Origin of the sequence: Chryseobacterium sp. CBo1 (assembly GCF_001693475.1) — a bacterium.
Classification (GTDB): Bacteria; Bacteroidota; Bacteroidia; order Flavobacteriales; family Weeksellaceae; genus Chryseobacterium; species Chryseobacterium formosense.
Genome location: NZ_MAUH01000019.1, coordinates 1 through 20705, shown reverse-complemented (window position 1 = coordinate 20705; position 20705 = coordinate 1). Strand labels below are relative to the sequence as shown.

Annotated in this window: 16 protein-coding genes and 1 tRNA gene; 9 read left to right on the top strand and 8 right to left on the bottom strand. The window is 34.2% G+C overall.

The window, feature by feature from the left end; genetic code table 11:
* Window positions 1-12: 12 nt before the first annotated feature.
* The 8 genes from BA768_RS11880 (at window position 13) to BA768_RS11845 (ending at window position 7456) form a co-directional block, all read left to right on the top strand.
* Complete coding sequence (locus BA768_RS11880) at window positions 13-456, top strand: DUF3347 domain-containing protein (RefSeq protein ID WP_065720927.1); 444 nt, start codon at window positions 13-15, stop codon at window positions 454-456.
* A gap of 70 nt (window positions 457-526) precedes the next feature.
* A complete protein-coding gene (locus BA768_RS11875) occupies window positions 527-2887 on the top strand; it encodes a multicopper oxidase domain-containing protein (protein ID WP_065720926.1) in 2361 nt (786 codons plus the stop codon).
* Window positions 2888-3052: 165 nt separating this feature from the next.
* Window positions 3053-4249, top strand: a complete 1197-nt coding sequence (locus BA768_RS11870; protein ID WP_038330962.1) for an MFS transporter — start codon at window positions 3053-3055, stop codon at window positions 4247-4249.
* Window positions 4250-4368: 119 nt separating this feature from the next.
* Window positions 4369-5226: a heavy metal-binding domain-containing protein gene (locus tag BA768_RS11865; RefSeq protein WP_228388405.1), complete on the top strand. Its 858-nt coding sequence runs from the start codon at window positions 4369-4371 to the stop codon at window positions 5224-5226.
* A gap of 105 nt (window positions 5227-5331) precedes the next feature.
* On the top strand, window positions 5332-5553 hold the full coding sequence (locus tag BA768_RS11860) for a heavy-metal-associated domain-containing protein (protein ID WP_038330965.1): 222 nt from the start codon (window positions 5332-5334) through the stop codon (window positions 5551-5553).
* Window positions 5554-5714: 161 nt separating this feature from the next.
* On the top strand, window positions 5715-6545 hold the full coding sequence (locus BA768_RS11855; RefSeq protein ID WP_038330969.1) for an RteC domain-containing protein: 831 nt from the start codon (window positions 5715-5717) through the stop codon (window positions 6543-6545).
* 545 nt (window positions 6546-7090) lie between these two features.
* Window positions 7091-7164, top strand: a tRNA-Arg gene (locus tag BA768_RS11850).
* A 52-nt stretch (window positions 7165-7216) separates the two neighbouring features.
* Complete coding sequence (locus BA768_RS11845) at window positions 7217-7456, top strand: GIY-YIG nuclease family protein (protein WP_262484173.1); 240 nt, start codon at window positions 7217-7219, stop codon at window positions 7454-7456.
* A gap of 113 nt (window positions 7457-7569) precedes the next feature.
* Here the strand turns inward: BA768_RS11845 and BA768_RS11840 are convergent, their stop codons facing one another.
* From BA768_RS11840 to BA768_RS11805, 8 genes are all read right to left on the bottom strand, one after another.
* Entirely contained in the window at window positions 7570-8067 is a 498-nt protein-coding gene (locus BA768_RS11840; RefSeq protein WP_065720925.1) for a hypothetical protein, read from the bottom strand.
* 64 nt (window positions 8068-8131) lie between these two features.
* On the bottom strand, window positions 8132-8977 hold the full coding sequence (locus BA768_RS11835) for an SH3 domain-containing protein (RefSeq protein ID WP_065720924.1): 846 nt from the start codon (window positions 8975-8977) through the stop codon (window positions 8132-8134).
* A 63-nt stretch (window positions 8978-9040) separates the two neighbouring features.
* Window positions 9041-9868: a 50S ribosomal protein L11 methyltransferase gene (gene prmA, locus BA768_RS11830; RefSeq protein WP_065720923.1), complete on the bottom strand. Its 828-nt coding sequence runs from the start codon at window positions 9866-9868 to the stop codon at window positions 9041-9043.
* A 443-nt stretch (window positions 9869-10311) separates the two neighbouring features.
* On the bottom strand, window positions 10312-11025 hold the full coding sequence (locus BA768_RS11825) for a 3-ketoacyl-ACP reductase (RefSeq protein ID WP_034679409.1): 714 nt from the start codon (window positions 11023-11025) through the stop codon (window positions 10312-10314).
* Window positions 11026-11202: 177 nt separating this feature from the next.
* The gene (locus BA768_RS11820) at window positions 11203-12786 is read right to left on the bottom strand and encodes a calcineurin-like phosphoesterase C-terminal domain-containing protein (RefSeq protein WP_065720922.1); all 1584 of its coding nucleotides are present in this window, start codon (window positions 12784-12786) and stop codon (window positions 11203-11205) included.
* Between the two features lie 28 nt (window positions 12787-12814).
* Complete coding sequence (locus BA768_RS11815) at window positions 12815-14266, bottom strand: SusD/RagB family nutrient-binding outer membrane lipoprotein (RefSeq protein ID WP_065720921.1); 1452 nt, start codon at window positions 14264-14266, stop codon at window positions 12815-12817.
* A gap of 10 nt (window positions 14267-14276) precedes the next feature.
* A complete protein-coding gene (locus tag BA768_RS11810; protein WP_065720920.1) occupies window positions 14277-17255 on the bottom strand; it encodes a SusC/RagA family TonB-linked outer membrane protein in 2979 nt (992 codons plus the stop codon).
* Window positions 17256-17583: 328 nt separating this feature from the next.
* Window positions 17584-18330, bottom strand: coding sequence for a glycerophosphodiester phosphodiesterase family protein (locus BA768_RS11805; protein ID WP_065720919.1), 747 nt, complete (start codon window positions 18328-18330; stop codon window positions 17584-17586).
* 226 nt (window positions 18331-18556) lie between these two features.
* Here BA768_RS11805 and ligA point away from each other — a divergent pair, with 226 nt between their 5' ends.
* Window positions 18557-20560 (top strand): NAD-dependent DNA ligase LigA, encoded by a 2004-nt coding sequence (gene ligA / locus BA768_RS11800; RefSeq protein ID WP_065720918.1) that lies wholly within the window; start codon window positions 18557-18559, stop codon window positions 20558-20560.
* The last annotated feature ends 145 nt before the right edge of the window (window positions 20561-20705 follow it).

Sequence of the window (20705 nt, the reverse complement as noted above, 5' to 3'; positions counted from 1 at the left end):
AAGAGATAAAAAATGAAAAAGTTAATAATAGCAATAACCGTAATGTTGTTTGGATTTTCTGCCTTTGCACAAAACACAAACAATCTGTTAAACAGTTACATCAGTGTAAAAAACGCTTTAGTAAGTAGTGATAGCAAAGCAGCGAGCACCGCAATTTCGGTTTTCAACGATGCAGTAAAAGGTGAAGATAATTTTTCACAGAAAACTGATCTGTTAAAAGCGACAGAAAAATTAAACAAGGCTGGAAACAATATTGAAAAGCAAAGAGCAGCTTTTAACGATGTTTCTACTATAATGTGGAAACTGGTAAAGTCGTCTGATAAAGTAATTCAACCTGTTTATTATCAGTATTGTCCTATGAAAAAAGCATATTGGTTGAGCAAAGAGAAAGATATTAAAAATCCTTATTATGGCTCATCAATGCTTACCTGTGGCAAAGTTGCAGAAACTAAATAATAAAAACCTTTAAGGCATTGCTTATTGAGCAATGCCTTTTAATCTTTGTATAACCAATGCGATTTTTAAAATGAATAATAAAAAATTTCTTCACAAAAAGTTGTTGCTGCTAACTCTGTTAGCGCTCTTCATATCACAGGTCGGTATAGCCCAAAAAGTAGTACGTTACGATTTGTATGTAAAAGATACCATCGTAAACTATGCAGGCAAAGAAAAAAGAGCAATCGCTGTAAATGGGCAAATACCAATGCCAACACTTGAATTTACTGAAGGCGATACGGCAGAAATAGTGTTACATAATCAACTTAAAGAAAGTACCTCATTGCATTGGCACGGATTATTTCTACCCAATAAAGAAGACGGAGTTCCTTTTTTAACGCAAATGCCAATTGAACCTGGTGAAACCTTTACGTATCGTTTCCCTATTATTCAAACTGGAACGCATTGGTATCATTCTCATTCAGGATTGCAAGAACAGATAGGTATGTATGGGAGCTTTATCATGCATAAGAGAGCTGATGATAAAACATTTAGAAAAGGGATTGACGATTTGCCAGAAATACCCATTATGTTAAGTGAATGGACAAATCTTAAGCCGGAAAACGTTCATCGCATGCTACATAACGCAAGCGACTGGTTCGCTATACAAAAAGGAGCTACTCAAAGTTATGCAGAAGCTATTCGTACAGGAAATTTCAAAACAAAACTGAAAAATGAATGGAAACGTATGATGGCGATGGACGTAAGTGATGTTTACTACGACAAAGTATTGATGAATGGAAATCATTTGACAGATTTAAAATCAATTGATGGTAAACCTTTGAAAGCAGGTGATAAAGTACGTTTGCGCATTTCTAACGGAGGTGCATCGTCCTACTTCTGGTTAAGATATGCTGGTGGTAAAATGACAGTGGTGGCTAGTGATGGAAATGACGTAGAACCTATAGATGTTGATCGTCTAATAATTGCGGTTTCCGAGACCTATGATGTGGTGGTTACCATTCCCGAAGATGGTAAAGCTTATGAGTTCATGGCTACAACAGAAGATCGTACCCAATCTACGAGTTACTTTATCGGGAATGGAGAGAAAACAATGGTGGGTGCCATGCCTCGTCTTAAATATTTTGAAGGCATGAAAATGATGAACGATATGATGAAAATGAATGGGGACCTTGATGATATGGGAATGAATATGAGTTGGAATCAAATGGATATGAATGTCGTTATGTATCCAGAGATTACGGGCGAGGAAAAGAAAAAAGTAAAGAAAATGGACGAAGCTATGGATCATAGCAAAATGGATCATGGAGATATGAACATGAAGCAAAGTGCTGAAAAAACCGATCATAGTCAAATGAACCATGGTGAGATGAATATGAATGAAGATCCAAATCGCTATAATGCGAATGCATTAAGCGAGATTGTAACGCTTAATTATGCCATGCTGAAATCTCCAAATAATACTGAACTACCTAAAAATGCACCCGTAAAAGAATTGAAGTTTACATTGACCGGAAATATGAACCGTTATGTATGGAGTATGGATGATAAAGTACTATCTGAAAGCGATAAAATACCTGTAAAGAAAGGCGAAGTATTGCGCATTACACTCTATAATAATTCGATGATGCGACATCCTATTCACTTACACGGATTCGATTTTAGATTACTAAACGATAAAGGAGAAAACGCTCCGATGAAAAACATCATTGACATTATGCCGATGGAAACCGATACCATTGAATTCCTCGCAAATGAAGAAGGTGATTGGTTTTTTCATTGTCATATATTGTATCACATGATGGCAGGTATGAACAAAGTTTTTGCTGTGGGTGATTATAAAAACCCTTATTTGCCCAATAAGGATAAAGCCTATAAAATGTTACAGCGTGAAAGTAATATGATCCATTTTATGGCTCAGAATGATTTTGCGACCAATGGTAATGACGGTGAAATGATGTTTATGAATGCTCGATATAGTTTGGGTACAGAATGGAGATTAGGTTACAATGATATGCACGGTTACGAAGTGGAAACTCATTTTGGTCGTTATATAGGAAAAATGCAATGGTTGATGCCTTTTATTGGTTTCGACTGGCGTTATCGTAAAATGGGAATGGATGAGCATGAAAAAAATCTTTTTGGACAAGTAAATAAAAAAGATAAACGAGGAGCATTTAGTCTTGGTGTTATGTATACCTTACCTATGTTGGTTAATGTACAAGCGGAGGTATATCACGATGGTATTTTTCGTGTTTCGCTAATGCGAGAGGATATACCTCTTTCCAAAAGATTGCGAGCAGGGTTTATGGTAAATACGGATATGGAATATATGGCAGATTTGCGATATATCCTTACAAGACATATCGGTGTGAGAACACATTATGATAGCGATATGGGCTTTGGAGTAGGTTTATCAGTTAATTATTAATATTAACAACAAAGGGAAATAAAAACGGTTATTACATTACGTCATAACCGTTTTTTATTTTACACAAGTACGGAATAATCAGTAAACCTCATAAATCAAACAAGAAATATCACAACAAGAAGATTAAACTAATTTGACAATTTTGTATTGTAAATTTTTAAGATTATGACAGCTAAAATAAAATGGAATAATGTATACCTCTTGTTTTTATCACAAGCATTATTTCAGACCGCATCGATATTAGTCATTACACTTTCAGGAATTGTAGGAATGGTTATGGCTTCTGATAAAAACATGTCAACCATTCCAGTTGCGATGATTACAGTTGGCGCAGCAGCTATGATGATTCCAGCGTCAATAATTATTAAAAATTTAGGTCAAAGGAAAGCCTTTATGATTGGAACATTGATAGGCGTTCTTGCTGGCTTAGTTTCTTGGTATGGAATTGTTCAGAATTCGTTCTGGATTTTTGCTATTGGAAATATGTTGATTGGCGCTTATCAAGGGTTTTCACAGTATTATCGTTTTGCGGCTGCAGATTCTGTGCCGGATAATGCAAAGAGTAAAGCCATTTCTTTTGTGATTGCCGGAGGTGTCGTTGCAGCATTTGCGGGACCTAATTTGGCAAGATTTACACAGCATTTGGGAAGCATGCCTTATGCATATTCTTTTTTTTCTATTGTACTTTTAAGTGTCTTGGCATTTGGAGTAGTTTCGTTACTTAAATTTCAAGCAAAGCCGGTAGCTCGAAATAATGAATCTTTAAAAAAAGGTCGTTCATTAAAAGAAATTTTCAAAAGTAAAGATGCCGTTTTAGCTGTGCTTTCATCAGCTACAGCATTTGCGGTGATGGGAATGTCTATGACGGTTACGCCTATTGCAATGCATGGTTTCGGTCATAGTTCTGATGATTCGGCAACTGTAATTCAATGGCATGTGTTAGGTATGTTTTTGCCCTCATTTTTTACAGGCATCCTCATTCAGAAATTTGGAGTTTATAGAATCATTACAACTGGATTGTCGATTTTGTTTCTCTATATTTTCATTGCTCTTTCTGGTACCGATTTTACACATTTCGTATCGGCATTATTTATTGTTGGTTTAGGTTGGAACTTCTTGTTTATTGGTGGATCCGCATTATTAACACAAGTATATAGACCTGAAGAGAAAGAAAAAACACAAGCATTTCATGACTTCACGGTTTTTGCAGTAATCAGTATTGCCAGTTTTTTTGCAGGAAGTTTATTTAATAATTGGGGCTGGAATGGCATTAATATTGTTTTAATTCCAATGCTTCTTATTACATTAATTGCGGTAATTAAAATTACAATGACAAATAAGAGCGCGCACGAGAATCAGTAAAAATCACAATTATCTTCCAAAAAATCGTAACTAATAAAAACGAAATAATAAGGAACTTTGTAATTAGAAAAGAATCAAGTTATAATATCAAAATAATTAACGTTTTAAAAAAAAATATTATGAATACACAACATCAATCCAGCAGCGAAAATATATTTATTTGCCCTATGCACCCAGAAGTCAAAGGGAATAAAGGTGATAAATGTTCAAAATGTGGAATGAATTTAGTTCCAGAAAATAAAGGAACAGCAAAACATTTTGATGTGATTATATCTTCTGAACCTGAAGTTATTGAAGCAGGGAAATCGACGCAGTTTAAAATCATTGTAAAGAACGAAGATAAAGTTGTGTCATTAGAAGAAGTACATGAAATGAAAATGCATCTTCTAGTTGTGAATGAAGAACTAACTTGGTTTGACCATATCCATCCCATTGAACAAGAAGACGGTTCTTATCTTATTGATGAAATATTTCCAACTGCTGGGGACTACTTATTTTTTGTAGATTATAAGCCTGAGAACGAGGAAGGGAATGTTTACAAACATTCGTTAAATGTAGTAGGAAATACTACAGAAATAGCACAGTTAGATACAAATGCAAAATTTGAATCGGAATCAGATGGTTATACTGCCAAATTATTGAATGGTGCAGATTTGAAAACAAATACAAGCCAGCCATTGCAATTTGAGATTCTAAAAAATGGTAACAAGATTAATGACGCTGAATTGCAAAACTATTTAGGAGCAAAAGCTCATATTGTAATGATAAGCAAAGCTGAAAAAGAATTTTTGCATATTCACCCAATGTCTAATGAAAGTTATCAGATTTATGCAGAAACACTAATCAAGAAGCCAGGTTTATATAGAATGTGGATGCAATTTAAGATTAGTAATAAAGTGCACACTGTAGATTTTACGGTACATGTTGCTGAGGGTAACAAAACGAGCGAAGGTCATAATCATCATCACAAACACTAAAAAAAATCAGTAAAAATCGTAAATCAAACAAGGAATATCATAATAAAAAAAATAAGAAAATACAGAATTTTGTAGTATAAATATACATTATAAATAAATTAAAAAATGGAAAATAAAGAATTTCAATTCAAGACAAACCTTAATTGTGGAGGATGTGTATCAAAAGTAAAAGCAGATTTTGACAGTGCGGAAGGTATCTGTGAATGGAATGTAGATACAGCTAATAATGATAAAATCTTAACTGTAAAATCAGAAGGAATTACAGAAGATGAGATCATCGCTATCGTTAAGAGAAAAGGATTTAAAGCAGAACCTTTAGCAGAGTAATTTATCACTCTATATTTTATCCTGAGAGTGATAATGGATAGTATTCTTTTAAATAATTGTACTATCGCAATTTAAAATGAGGTAATTTATTGTAGGATGCCTGCAATTATTACCTCATTTTATTTTTTATGCCAGTTTTTAAATTTAAAATCCTTGTTTTAATGATAGATTATTGCCATTCTTTGATGAATGAATTGGATGATAGAATAACTGAACTGACTTACGAGCATAGCAATAACTCGTTAGAGTTGTATGAAAATGCTATTGTATTAGTTTTACAAAGGCTTGATTCGGCAAAGGAATATGTCAAGAAAAAAGGATTCAAAGATGAAGATGAAGAAATATTCTTTTTCAAACAACTTAAACCTCAGTTAGTTTCAAAATTGATATATTTAAATTCTATATATAAAATTGAAACAAAACGGCCCAGAGGAGGTGATAAAATTATTAAACAATATCTCAATCTTGAGCTTAGTAAGATCAAGCGTTTTTTTGATGCTAATTTGGAATTTTATAAATACTACAGAACTAATAGCACCCATTTAGATAAAAAATACTTTATCAGAGGAAATCATGATATAAAATTAAGCTTAGATACTTATTATTTTGAAGCAGATCATAAATTTGCAACCTCACACGATTATAAAGTAGCTAAAATTATTGCCAACGATTTAATACAGGTATATCTTGAAGACCAATTGAATAACAATAATAAAAAACATATATCAAAAAATTTAAGTTTAAATTGGACTGGTAGTAAAACAGCTTTGGTTGAGTTAATCTATTCTCTACATTCCAATGGTTCAATTGAAAATGGTAATATTGATATTAAGGTTATAGCAAAAACATTTGAGAATATGTTTAATATTGATTTAGGAGACTTCTATCATTCTTATTTAGAATTAAAAGGAAGGAAGATAAATCGAACCAAATTTCTCGATAGTCTTCGCGATGCACTTATCAAAAGAATGGATGAGCAGGACGAAAAATGAAAACAGAGTTTAAATGTGTGACATTTCATACACTAAATGAAGTTATGTATGTATAGTTATATAAAAATTAAATGCTGTAAATACAATTTACTAAATTATTACCAATAACATTTTTAGCGTTTATAGAACTCATATTATTTGCAAATACTGATTAAATTAATCTTTTATGCTTTAAAATTGTCTTATAATTTTAATTAAAGTATTGGCATAGAGTTTTTTATAAATTATTTCGAAATTTTCGCAACGAAATTGTTGCTTTGTATTACTATAAATGCATATTTTTGCACCGTTAATAAAAAAAGATAAAGTTCATTTACTTGAATTTTCTATGATATTAAAAGTCAATATCGGACAACAACAGTTTTAAATCATTAATAAAATGGTTCGAAAATTGTCCCGACAGGACGACAGTTTTCGGTAATTTTCTTAAAAATTGCAAAATGGGTGCGTAGCTCAGCTGGATAGAGTATTCCGATTCTCGGAACGGTGAAATTTAGATACTACCACTTAAAAAGTTTTCAGTAATTTCTTAAAAATTGCAAAATGGGTGCGTAGCTCAGCTGGATAGAGCATCTGCCTTCTAAGCAGACGGTCAAAGGTTCGAATCCTTTCGCGCTCACTGAAACCTCATAACTTTCGTTGTGAGGTTTTTTTGTTATACTATCTTATATGTGTTATTGCTATATTCTTTAGATAAATACTATATTGGACATTCTTGTGAAGATTTACAGGAAAGACTAAGAAAGCATCTTTCAAACCATACAGGTTTTACTGCTAAAGCCAAAGATTGGATTATCGTATATTCTGAAAACTATGATTCCAAATCTGATGCATATAAAAGAGAGCTTGAAATAAAAGCATGGAAAAGCAAGTCTAAAATATTAAAGCTAATCGAAAGTTCAAGTAAATAGAGCATCCCGATTTTTAATCGGGACGGTCAAAGGTTCGAATCCTTTCGCGCTCACTGAAACCTCATAACTTTCGTTGTGAGGTTTTTTGTTTTCTACAATTTAATCAAGATAATTTAAAATCCAGAAGTCCATAGTTGATTATTCAAAGTAAATCTTCCAATTATAAAATCCTCTTGATGATCTATAAAACCCTTCTCAAGTTTAAGATTATCAGCGACTTTATTAGCAGTATTCTCGTCTAAAAATACTCCAATTATTCTTTCATCATCTAAAAAAGTATCAATTGTATAAATGTGACTCACTTGAAAAACATGAATTAGTCCCAACTCTTTTATTGATTTAATATCTTCATCTAAAATATCATCTTCTGGTAAATAATCTCTTCCGACTTCTCCGATTATATTTTGAAACCCGTTCTCCCAATGTATCTTACCAAGTCTATACTTTTTAACAATTAATCCATCAGCGTATTCTGAAAACCCGGATAAAGTCAACGCTTTTTCTTTTGCTTCTTGTAATTTCTCCAAATTGTCAAAATATCCTAAAAACTTACAAACCGTGTGAATTTCATCCGTATAAATGTGCTCAAGAGCGTAAACAAAATAATCCATAATTTTTAAGAAAATAAAAACCACCGTAAATATACAGTGGTTTTCAAATTTATTATTAAAAATTTTATTTCAACTTATAAGAACTTCCATTCCAAAGATAGGTTTTTGAGGCTTTTTTCTTCTTCTCACGGTCTTTGTCATCTTTCTCCATTTCTTCCATTTTAAAAATAAAAGCATTGGGAATTCCGCCTTTATCATTTGGGAAAATAAATTCTTCAGAATGATAATAAACATCAGCATCACCGACGTTCATCAATTGAGGCAGAGCAATCAGTTTTTTATCTTTAAACAAAACGTATTGATCATAGCTTGCAATTCCGCAAGCTTCACCAGAAACGGTAGCTTTTAAAGTTAATTCCACGTTTTGAAGCTTGTGATTACTTTCAATATTAAACGTTCCGTAGCTCAGGCTTTCTCCTGATCCTGTCTCGAAAGAAACCTCATCAACCAAAGTACTTCCTTCCACAACTTTTATGGCTGCAATATTTTGCTGGATATTAATTTCCGGATATTGCTTATCTTTTTTATTAATCGTTTTCGTTAAACCAAACAAAAAATCGTACCCGTTCTTATTTCTGTAACCCATAGCAAGATTTCCGCCCCAAACGTAGCCTTCAGAAATCTCATCACCTTTCTGATAGGATATTTTGTACCAATTCGCTCTTCTTTCTCCTAACTTCAAAATCTTTTCATCTTTTTTAAGAATCAAAATCGATTGATTGGTTTTTAAAGAATCTAAAATCTGAGCATTCACATTAGGAGACTGTCGTATTCTCGCCCAATCGGTGAATATTTTTTGTGTTTTATTTTCTTCAAAATGGAAAACTCCGTTAGCGTAATCATAATCTTCCTCCTGCGCAGAAAAAATCTGAACGATGAGTAAAAACAAAATTGTGAATAAGGGTTTCATAATTTTAGGTTGAGGCTAAGATTGACATTTAGGCTAAATTTCAGGTTAAATAAATTGGTCATTTTATTTTTCAAGCAATAAGCTTACCCATTCTTCGCGTTGCAATTTCTTTTTGAGTTCTAAATTATTTTCTTTACAAACCTCAAGAATATCATCAACATCAAAGAAACACAATCCTGAAAGCAATAATTTCCCGCCTTCATTTAAAACGGAAACATAAGTCGGAATATCTGAAATCAAGATATTTCTATTGATATTGGCTAAAATAATATCGTAATTTTCTTTGCCTAAATTTTCAGCTGTTCCCAATTCAATATCCAATTCTACTCCATTTCTTGCGGCATTTTCTTTTGAATTTTCAACGGACCACTCATCGATGTCGATGGCCTTTGTATCTCCGGCTCCGATTTGTTTTGCATAAATTGCCAAAACTGAAGTTCCACAACCCATATCCAACACTTTTTTACCGTTAAAATCAATATCCATCATTTGTTGGATCATTAAATGTGTTGTTGGGTGATGGCCTGTTCCGAAAGACATTTTTGGCTGAATGATAATTTCATGCATTCCCGGAACAGATTCATGGAATTCTGCTCTGATTAAGACTTTATCATCAATATTAATCGGTTCGAAATTCTTCTCCCATTCTTCGTTCCAGTTGATGTTCGGCATTTCCTGAAAAGTATATTCAATTTTTACTTCTTGATTCTGGAAAAGCGGTAAATTTTTCAGTTCTTCTTCATTAAATAAATCTTTCTGAATATATCCTAAAATACCTTCCAGCTCTTCCGTGAAACTATCGAAACCTATCTCGATAAGTTCTGCCATTAATATTTCGTTCCAAGGCTGAAGCGGAGAAATTCTGAAATCGAATTCTAAATAATTTTGCATGCGAATAATTTGTTGCAAAAATAAAACTACTTTTTTGATTTATGGTTTTAAACACAAAGAACACAAAGTTTTTTTTAATTTACTTTACGTTTTTAAGTTCGCAAAGGAAGAACTACGTTCGTAAACCTTCAGTTTATACTCAGTAAAGAACACTAAGCATGTCATTCTGACGAAGGAAGAATCTGTTTTGTTTTATTTAGAAAGATTGTAAGTCACCTCCAATATTGAGATGAAAGACAAAAATCCTATCCCCGATTGCAATGAAAATCCTTTTTTGAAAAAAAAGATTGTAATGGAAAGCGGGAAATAGATCCTAAAAAATAATGAATGATTATTTATAAAATGTAGATTCTTCACTTCGCTCCGCTTCGTTCTGAATGACAAAATAGTACACATAAAAAAGCGAACCGAAGTCCGCTTTTATTGATTATATTTTAAACCAATTAAGGATTTGTAGAAAATATAGATCCATTCGCAATTAAAGCTCTTCTGTTCATTTTCAGAATATCTCTTACCCATTCTGCAAAATCTTCAGGCTGAAGAACTTTATCTGGATTTCCGTCTGTCAAACCACCCTGAATAGACATATCTGAAGCAATTGTACTCGGCGTCAAAGTGATTACACGAATATTCTGTTTTCTCCATTCTGCCATCATTGATTGAGATAATGAAACAACTGCTGCTTTTGAAGCCGCATAAGCCGACATATTAGGACCACCTTTTAGACCGGCTGTAGAAGCTACATTGACGATATCACCCTCACCTTTTTCTTTTAAAAACGGATACACCGCTTTTGCTGCATAATACACCCCAAAAAGATTGGTTTTGATGACCTGTTCCCAGGTTTCGGAAGACATTTCTTCGATCGATCCGAAGTCTCCGATTCCTGCATTGTTGATTAAAATATCTACACCGCCGAGCTGTTTTACCAATGATTCAATACCTGCTTTTACCTGAATTTCGTTATCGACAGAAAAAACGGCGTATCCTGCATTTACTCCCGTTCTTTGAATTTCATCAACGGTCATTTTTAAATTCTCTTCATTTCTTCCTGTGATTCCTACATTTACACCTTCATTAGCCAAAATCAAAGCTACAGCTTTTCCAAGGCCTCTACCGCCACCTGTAATGATCGCATTTTTTCCTTTTAGGTTCATTTTAAAATATTTTAATGCAAATTTACGAAAGATCATTTTTAAAACTTTTCAAACTCTCTTTATTTAATAGATTTTTATCATTTGAAATTTCAATTGAATAATTTATGACGTTATAAAAAGTGAAACCGACTCATTAAAAGCCGGTTTCTGAAAGTAATATATAAAAAGTAAATTATTTTAAGGGATAATGATCTGATCCTGCACTTCGAAATTTTCAGAAGCTGTAAATTCGTTTCCATACATATCCTGTGCTTTTACCTCAACTTTATGTTTGCCTAAAGATAGTTTATTGCCAAAACCTCCGCTCCAGATGTGTTTTGACTGTTCAGGATTTGAAGGTCTTCTTCCCGGGAAAAGTTTATCGGTAGCATCCCATTTGAAAACGGAATTTGCAAAATTCGGATCGATGGTTTCAATGTATTCCATTTCCTCCCATTTTCCGCCGTCGATTCTGTATTGTACTTTGTCTTTTTTACTTCCCATAAAGAAATTAGCCAAAATTTTTGCTGAAGTTTTAGACGGATGAGGAATTACTTTTGGTACATACAACTGAATCTGATGATCTTCCGGCTTTCCTGCCGTTTTGTATTTAACCTTATACTGATTATCATTAAAGCTGATAAAAGAATATCCTTTTGCTGTACCGTCTCTCATAGTAGATGTCGGCAAACCTATTTCGTCTGATGTTCCGGACCACCAATCGCCACAAGTTGTCCCTACGTTGTACTCGTGAAGATCTTTTGAGCCGTTCCATCCCTGAGCTTTTCCGTAGAAAATCTGCTGCTGAATGTGGGTGTGAGCAGAAAGCAATAAAGCATTTTTGAATGGCGTTAATGCATCAAATAATTTCTGACGATCTGCATTTCTGAAATTATCTTCGTTCATATGATCCAAAGGAATGTGGAAAGAAACGACAATCAGTTTATTTTTGTCAACAAGTTTTAAATCGTTTTCTATAAACTGCATCTGATCTTCTCTAAAACCACCCCAATATCCTTTACCATCTCTCGGATCCGGATACAGAATATCATCAAGCACAATAAAATGTACATTACCATAGTTGAAAGAATAGTTTGCCGGACCAAAATTGGCTTCAAAAGTTTCGTCTGAAAGCATATCTTCTTTAGCATCATAGTTCATGTCATGGTTTCCCATCACATTATACCAAGGAAGACCAATTTCTTTCATGACATCTGCATAAGGCTTCTGTAAACTTAGATCATCACCCACCAAATCTCCTAAACTAATCCCGAACACGGCATTTTTCTTGGTAGATTTCACTTCGTTTACGATCGCTCTTTTGAAATAGTCCAACTGCTTTTCTGTATAAGGTTGTGGATCTCCAAAAACCAGAATATCAAAATTTTTGCTTTCGTTCTGTTTATGTAAAGCGAAGTTTAATTCCTTCGGAAGCGCTCCTGTAGGTGTGGATCCTTTATATTTAAAATCTGCGGGAGAACCATTTGGTTTATACTGATAATAATATTGCGGTAAATTATTCTGATTTAATGCAACCATATAACCAGATGGTTTGATCACAAAAATCGTTTGTCCATCGGAAATCGGTAAACTGTATTTTCCGCTTTTGTCTGTTAGAACCACTTGCGCACCGTTGGAAACAGCGACTCCTTCAATTCCTTTTTCGCGGTTTTCTTTTTTCTGATTTTTATTTACATCTTCAAAAACATATCCTGAAACCGATGTTTGTGAAAAGGCCATCGCTGAAATAAGTAATGAAGGTATGATGAATTTATATTTCATTGTAATTATATTTTTTTAGATTAAAAAATTATTGATTCCACCACATTTTTGTGTTGATATTATCACCGCCCATGTTTTGAGATGCTGTAACATAGTTTTCATAGTTCTGAACTTTTGTAACTGTTGGATATGGCATTCTCTGAGGCATCTTTCCATCATTCATGAGTCCTCCGTTATTGGGTAAAACAGGAAAACCTGTTCTTCTCTGCTCATACCACTGCTGATGATCTACGAAAAATAATCCCACATATTTCTGAAGCATAATTCTTTCTAAAGTTCCGTTATAAGCAACTTTTGGATTAGCAAAATAGTTTGCAGGCATTGTTGCTCCCCATTGTTCAAGGGTTGCTTTTACTCCGTTTTCGTAGAAAGTCTGAGCATTTCCAGGAATAATTCCTTTAAACGCCAACTCAGAAAGGATAAACTGAAGTTCTGCATTAGGCATAATCAATATTTTCAGCGGTGCTTTTGCTAAATTCTGATTCAGATTGGAAGGCTGATAATCAAAAGTAGTTCCTAAAGCATAGCCAGACGGAGCTCCTTTGTAACCGATATTCGGATTTGGTGGTGTTACACTTTTTGCCTGAGAAAAAAACATGCTTAATCTGGGATCGTTATTATCGACCAAAGTCTGTGTAAAAAAAGCTCCTGAAGCTCTGTAAGCCGTAAAATCCTGTGGCCTTGCAATTGGAGGCATTAATGGAGCGACTCCGGAAATATCCAATACTACTCCATCAGCATTATTTTGGAAGATAGGATATGTTGTCGGGTTATTAACAATGTCGGTAATTCTCTGATGTACATTTACTTCTCCGTTTCTTTTTAAAATCCTTGTCAAAAGTCTTAATGAAAGAGAATTGCAGAATTTTTTCCACTTTACAATATTTGCAGCATTGGAGTTTGCCTGAAAGAATAAGTCGCCTTCACTTAAAGCCTTTGTCGTATCAAATAATGTATTAGCTTCTTTAAGATCATCCAACAAGAACAGATAAATATCTTTTTGCCTATCATACTTCGGCCTCATGATATTTTCTTCAAGTCTCAAAGCTTCGGTCATCGGAACATCACCGAATGCATCGGTAAGATTTGCCATAATCCACGCATTAAGAACTTTAGATATTGCCAGATAATTGGCATTATTCTCTTTTTTTGCAGCTTCATTAAGTTCTTTTACCTGCTTAAGCCATTTGTAGCTTGTATTCCAGTATCCGTTTCCGGTACTTTCTGTGAGATAATAGCGGCTTACCGTATTTCCTTCATTTGGAAAAGCTAAAGCAACCTGCATGATATCAAATGTAAAATCGTCAGCTCTGTTGTATCCGTAAGAACCCATTTCATACTGAATCGGAACCAAAAAACTTCCTACAGAAGGCTGTTTTATTTTGCTTGTATCTGTATTGATCTCTTCAAAGCTTCTTTCGCAAGAATTTACACTAAAAACTGAAAGAGCAATTGCGGTAGATAAAAATATTTTTTTCATAAGGTTGATCTTAGAATTTTAAATTAACTTGAAAACCGACAGTTCTTGCCGATGGAAGCTGACCTATTTCAGCACCTGGAGTAATTGTAGAGTCATTAAGAGCAGCAACTTCCGGATCAAACATTGGAAACTTCGTCCACATCCAAAGGTTTTTACCAAAAACAGCTAAAGTAAGTTCTGTAAGCTTTAGAGGAGCGATTACATCTTTTGAAAATGAGTAGGCGATTCTTGCGTCTCTCAGTTTAATGAATGAAGTATCAAAAGTATTGGTCTCAATATTAGCTCTTCTGTAGTAATCACCGTAATATGCTGCTAAACCAACTGCTTTTGTATTAGGGCTGTAAGTTCCGTCAGGATTTAAAACAACCCCCTGTCCTACAATTGTTCCACTTGGATTATCTCTTCCCATCAAAGTATTCTCAAGTTTACCTTGCTCGGACATTTTGTGATGGGTTTGAGAGTAAGCCATTCCACCATACTGACCATCAAATGAGAAACTGATCTGCCAGTTTTTGATTTTGAAATCATTTTGAAAACCAGCTCTCCATTTCGGAAATGCATTGCCCACTTTTTCCACACGATCCGGTCTTGCAGGAAGTCCGGTTGCCTGATCATAAACTACCTGTCCCGCTTCATTTCTTAACAGTTTGAAACCATATAAATCTCCTAAAGATCCTCCTACAACTGCATTATAATATAAAACACCTGCAACGGTAGAAATAGTGTACGAGTTTTCTCCTGCAAATTCATCTGGTAGAGTAAGAATTTCGTTTCTGTTTAAAGTCCAGTTGGTCGAGATATTCCAGCTAAAATCTTTTGTTTTGAAAGGCATTGCACTTAAGCTCATTTCTACCCCTCTGTTTCTCACTTTTCCTGCATTGATGATTCTATTTGAATAACCTGATTCTAATAATGTAGGAATTGTGATGATCTGATTATCTGTATCATTCTGATAAAGCGTTACATTGTAGCTTAATCTGTTTTTCAGCACTGAGAAATCCATACCGGCTTCAATGTTGGTGTTGTCTTCAGGTTTCAAAAGCGGATTAGGATATGTTCCCGGAGTTAAAACAGAACCTATGAAATCACTCGGTGTATAATATTTATCTAACTGATACGGAAGTCCTGCAACCCCAACTTTTGCCCATGAAGCTCTTAATTTCCAATAATTAAAGTTTGGACTTGATAATTTAAAAATATCTGAAAGAATAAAGCTACTGCTCACAGAAGGATAAAAGAACGATCTGTATTGCACTGGAAGTGTGCTGCTCCAATCATTCCTTCCTGTAACATCTAAGAATACTAAATTATCATAGTTTGCACTTACCAAACCGTAGACAGAGTTGGTCTGTTGATCATTTGGTCTCGGAACTTTTGTAATTAAAGAAATAGCATTATTCAGACTGTAATCTCCGACAACTTTAAGACCTTCAGCACGGTAATCTGTCATTACATATTCGTTATAACGAACACTCGCCCCTGCATTTGCGTTTACATTAAACTTGCCATAATCTTTTTTGAAGGTAAATAGCAAATCATTATTAAATTCATTATTCTTAATATATTGCTCTCTATAAAAACCTTTAAGGTAATTCGCTGAACTATAAGGTCGTTGTGTTGTTCTTTCTTCATCCAACATTTCAATTCCTGATCTTAACATCAAACTGAAATTTTTGTTAAAATCATAAGTTCCCGAAATATTTCCTGTGATCATTTTCTTTTCAACACCATTGAGCATCTGATAAGCAATCAGATAAGGATTGTCTATGAAACTACTGAACGGGTGAATCTGATCTACCTGCTCTTGTCCCGGTTTCCAGATCGGTTTATACCAAGCCAAATCAACATTCGGATTCTGGAAAATCATGAAATAAGAAATCGACTGATTGTTGTATCCTGTTGCAGGGAGGTTATCGCTTTTGGTATTTGCGTAATTGAATTTTGTTGAAACCCTGAATTTATCTGTTACCTTATGATCCAATGAGAATGCCATATTAAAACGATCAAAACCGGTGTTTGGCATCATCCATTTGTTATCCAGGTACGAAAGTGATGCCCTGAAACTTGTTCTGTCTGTGCTTCCTTCTACAGAAACATTGTTTGAAGATGTAACTCCTGTTTCCCAAAAACCTTTTATATTATCTTTATATGGTCTCCACAATTGTCTTTCCGCACTTTGTCCCAATAAATTAGGGTCGTACTGAAAATAGTATTGTCCATCGAATTTGGGTCCGAAAGCACTACTTGTTCCACCCGTACTTACTCCATCCGCAGATAACCCGTAAGAATAGAAAAATTGCCCTGCCGTGTTTTTCACTAAAGTTCCCTGACCGTACTCATATTGATAATCCGGCCATTTTAAAACAGAATCAAAACTCAAAGAAGAATTGAATGAAACTTTAAGTCTCCCATTTTTACTTTTTCCTGATTTTGTCGTTACCATTAAAGCTCCGTTCGCCGCTCTTGAACCATATAATGCGGCAGCTGAAGCTCCTTTTAGAACGGTAACCGATTCAATATCATCAGGATTGATGCTGTTCAGACCATTTCCCAAATCAATTGGTAAATCTCCTCCTGTTCCTGCTCCATAAGCTGCTGTTCCTGTTCCTGTTGTCGAATTGCTCAACGGTACACCATCTACAACGATCAAAGCATAGTTACCATCAAGATTAAAAGATTTTTCTCCTCTCAACGTAATTCTTGAAGAACTTAAGGGTCCTGCTCCTGCTGTCTGAATCTTCAAACCGGCTACACGACCTTCCAGACCTTGTGCCCAGTTGTTGTTCTGAATATTTTCAAAAATTTCAGAATCTACTTTTTCAGCAACATAGCCTAAGGATTTATCCTGTCTTTTAATCCCTAAAGCAGTTACCACAACTTCATCGATCGTTTTTACCGAATCTTTTTTTACCTGCTGTTGAGCCGCCATCTGGACGCTGACTAATCCGAGAACGGATAATAGAAGCAGTTTTTGAGTCTCTTTACGCATACAATTTTTTGTTTGCGCAAAATTAGACTGCTATGACGAGCATAGCTTTAATATGGTTTTAACATATTTTAAAGAATTTTTAAACCACATATTAATTTATGATTAACAGAAATGCATAAACTTTTAGCTTACAAGGCTTTAAAAGAATGAATCATTTTTAATATAAAAAGTGACCTATTTTACCATATCTTTATTGTCTTTTTCTGAGAAAATAAAACACTTCACTTATATCGTAAAGCATTATTGTTAAAGTATTATTCTTAATTTAAACAAAAAAAATCTGCTTCAAAAGAAACAGATTTTACTAAATATTTTTTTTCGGAAAAGATTATTTTCCTTTCAGCTGATCAGGAATATTGGTCGTAATAAAACCGATTCCCTGAGATTTTAATTCTTCATAAACTTTCTCATCATTTACCGTCCAGGAATTGGTAATTAAACCTAATGTTTTTGCCTCCGAAATCCAGGTCGGGTTTTTCTGGAAAACACTGTAATGATAATCTAATCCGTCCAAACCTTCATTTTTAATCTGTTCCGGTGATAATTCTCCATTCAGATACTGTACTTTGAATTTTGGCTCAACTTTTTTAATTTCCTTACAAATATTTAAGCTAAATGAAATAAATTCACTTTGAGATTCAAGCTTCATATCTTTTACCATTTTAATAGTTTTTGCTACAATCTCGTTTTCTTTTTCCTGAGATTTGACCGGTTTAATTTCGATAATTAATTGTAAAGATTTGTCTCTCTTTCCTTGCTTCAGATAATCTTTTAAAGTTGGAAGCTTTTCACCATTCGACAGTTTTAATTTTTCCAATTCTTTGAAATCAGTTTCTTCAATAATCATTTTTCCGTGATGCTCATCATGATTAATGACCAAAACACCGTCTTTCGTCATTCTCACGTCGAATTCAGCTCCGTAAATTTTTAATTTCTGTGCATTTTCCAATGCCTTGATCGAATTTTCTGTAGTCGGAGGATTTGTCTGAAAATAACCTCTGTGTGCAATAATTTGAGTTTGTGCATTCATAAAAGCTGTCGTTAAAACTGCAAACCCTAAGATAAACTTTTTCATAATTTTAAATATTCTTCTGCATTATAATTCCAGTTAAAGTTTGATTTTATTTTTTTAAACTGAAATTTAAAACAATATAATGATAATTATACAATTCGCTGCAAAGGTAAAAGAGATTTGCGACGATGCTTTAAAATGAATTTGAACATTTGTTGAATTTAATCTTAATTTTAATCATCCATTTCTCCACAATACTTATTATTTTTGTTGAAAAGTTAGAAAACCCATGTCCGAAAACATTCAGCATAAAATTGAGCAACTGAGAAAAGAGCTTCATCAGCATAATGAAAACTATTATCTGCTGGATGAACCAAGCATTTCTGATATGGAGTTTGATCTTCTTTTAAAGGAACTTCAGGATCTGGAAGCACAATATCCCGAATTTCATGACGATAATTCGCCAACTATTCGTGTCGGAGGTGGTGTCACCAAAATATTTCCGACCATTCAGCATCAGTTCAGGATGTATTCTCTGGATAATTCGTACGATTTTGATGATCTGGAAGACTGGGAGAAAAGAATTATTAAAACCATTGATGAGCCCGTAGAATTTGTTGCCGAATTAAAATATGACGGTGCTTCAATTTCCATTCTTTATGAAAACGGAAAACTTGCACAGGCTGTAACACGTGGCGACGGATTTCAGGGCGATGAAATTACCGCAAATGTTCGTACCATTTCGGATATTCCATTAAAATTAACAGGAGATTTTCCTGAGAAATTTTATATGCGTGGAGAAATTTATTTGACGAGAAAAAATTTCGAGAAAATCAATAAGCTTCGTGAAGAAGAAGGACTTGATCCGTTCATGAACCCGAGAAACACCGCAAGCGGAAGCTTGAAAATGCAGGATAGCGGTGAAGTGAGAAAACGCAGACTTTCATCGGTTCTTTACCAGTTTGTTTCAGAGGAAGTTCCTGCCGAGACCCATTGGGAACTGCTTCATAAGGCTCAAAACTGGGGATTCAAAATTTCTGATCAGGCAAAACTGTGCAAAACTTTAGACGAAATAAAAGAATTCATCAATTTCTGGGATGTTGAAAGACACAATCTTCCTTTTGAAATTGACGGAATCGTTTTAAAAGTAAACTCCTTAAAACAACAAAGGCAGCTTGGCTATACGGCAAAATCTCCTCGTTGGGCAATGGCGTATAAATTTAAAGCAGAAAAAGTGGAAACCGAATTGCAAAGCGTTTCTTACCAGGTCGGAAGAACGGGAGCGATTACTCCGGTTGCCAATCTGAAACCGGTCTTATTAGCCGGAACCATTGTAAAAAGAGCTTCTCTGCACAACGAAGATATTATCAAAAAACTGGATCTTCATGAGCATGATTTTGTTTATGTAGAAAAAGGGGGCGAAATTATTCCTAAAATTGTTGGCGTAAACACCGAAAAAAGAACACCGGAAAGCAAAGAATTAGAATACATTAAAAATTGCCCGGAATGCGGAACTGAGCTTATAAAAGTAGAAGATCAGGCGATTCACTTTTGTCCGAACGAATTGCATTGCCCGCCACAGGTTGTCGGAAGAATGATTCATTATGTTTCGAGAAAAGCTTTAAATATTGAAAACCTGGGAAGCGAAACCATCGAACAGCTTTATAAAGAAAGACTGATTGAAAATCCTGCCGATTTTTATGCTTTAACCAAAGAACAGCTTCTTCCACTTGAAAGAATGGCTGAAAAATCTGCACAGAATATCATCTCAGGAATCGAAAAATCGAAAGATATTGCTTTTGAAAAGGTTTTATACGGAATCGGCATTAAACACGTCGGAGAAACCGTTGCCAAAAAACTGGTTAAAAACTTCAACACAATCGATGATTTAAAAAAAGCCACTACAGAAGAGCTTTGCCAGGTTGAAGATATCGGGATGAAAATCGCAGTGAGCATTGTTGATTTCTTCAATAATTCGGAGAACATTTTAATGCTTGAAAGATTAAAATCTTATGGTGTTCAGCTCGAAAAAGGAGAAAATACCAATGAAGTTTTATCTAATGTTTTGGAAGGAAAAACGTTCTTATTTACCGGAAAATTATCACTTTTCACAAGAGAACAAGCCGAAGAAATGGTTGAAAAGCACAACGGTAAGAATATTTCTGCCGTCTCTAAAAACCTGAATTATCTTATTGTTGGTGAAAAAGCAGGAAGCAAGCTGAAAAAAGCTCAGGAAATCGGAACAATTACGATTTTGGATGAGCAGCAGTTTTTGGATTTGATAGAGAAATAATACGTTTTTAATAATTTAACCCGTAGTGCATTATAAAAAAAGTTATTCATGTTACAAAAATTTGTAAATTGTATTGACTACCAATCAAATACATTCATGAATAACCTAGATGCAATTTACGATTTTATTCTCACAAAATTGAGAG

Coding starts and splice junctions, on each gene's coding strand:
- BA768_RS11880 (WP_065720927.1), top strand. CDS start 13: ATGAAAAAGTTAATAATAGCAATAACCGTAATGTTGTTTGGATTTTCT.
- BA768_RS11875 (WP_065720926.1), top strand. CDS start 527: ATGAATAATAAAAAATTTCTTCACAAAAAGTTGTTGCTGCTAACTCTG.
- BA768_RS11870 (WP_038330962.1), top strand. CDS start 3,053: ATGACAGCTAAAATAAAATGGAATAATGTATACCTCTTGTTTTTATCA.
- BA768_RS11865 (WP_228388405.1), top strand. CDS start 4,369: ATGAATACACAACATCAATCCAGCAGCGAAAATATATTTATTTGCCCT.
- BA768_RS11860 (WP_038330965.1), top strand. CDS start 5,332: ATGGAAAATAAAGAATTTCAATTCAAGACAAACCTTAATTGTGGAGGA.
- BA768_RS11855 (WP_038330969.1), top strand. CDS start 5,715: ATGATAGATTATTGCCATTCTTTGATGAATGAATTGGATGATAGAATA.
- BA768_RS11840 (WP_065720925.1), bottom strand. CDS start 8,067: ATGGATTATTTTGTTTACGCTCTTGAGCACATTTATACGGATGAAATT.
- BA768_RS11835 (WP_065720924.1), bottom strand. CDS start 8,977: ATGAAACCCTTATTCACAATTTTGTTTTTACTCATCGTTCAGATTTTT.
- prmA (WP_065720923.1), bottom strand. CDS start 9,868: ATGCAAAATTATTTAGAATTCGATTTCAGAATTTCTCCGCTTCAGCCT.
- BA768_RS11825 (WP_034679409.1), bottom strand. CDS start 11,025: ATGAACCTAAAAGGAAAAAATGCGATCATTACAGGTGGCGGTAGAGGC.
- BA768_RS11820 (WP_065720922.1), bottom strand. CDS start 12,786: ATGAAATATAAATTCATCATACCTTCATTACTTATTTCAGCGATGGCC.
- BA768_RS11815 (WP_065720921.1), bottom strand. CDS start 14,266: ATGAAAAAAATATTTTTATCTACCGCAATTGCTCTTTCAGTTTTTAGT.
- BA768_RS11810 (WP_065720920.1), bottom strand. CDS start 17,255: ATGCGTAAAGAGACTCAAAAACTGCTTCTATTATCCGTTCTCGGATTA.
- BA768_RS11805 (WP_065720919.1), bottom strand. CDS start 18,330: ATGAAAAAGTTTATCTTAGGGTTTGCAGTTTTAACGACAGCTTTTATG.
- ligA (WP_065720918.1), top strand. CDS start 18,557: ATGTCCGAAAACATTCAGCATAAAATTGAGCAACTGAGAAAAGAGCTT.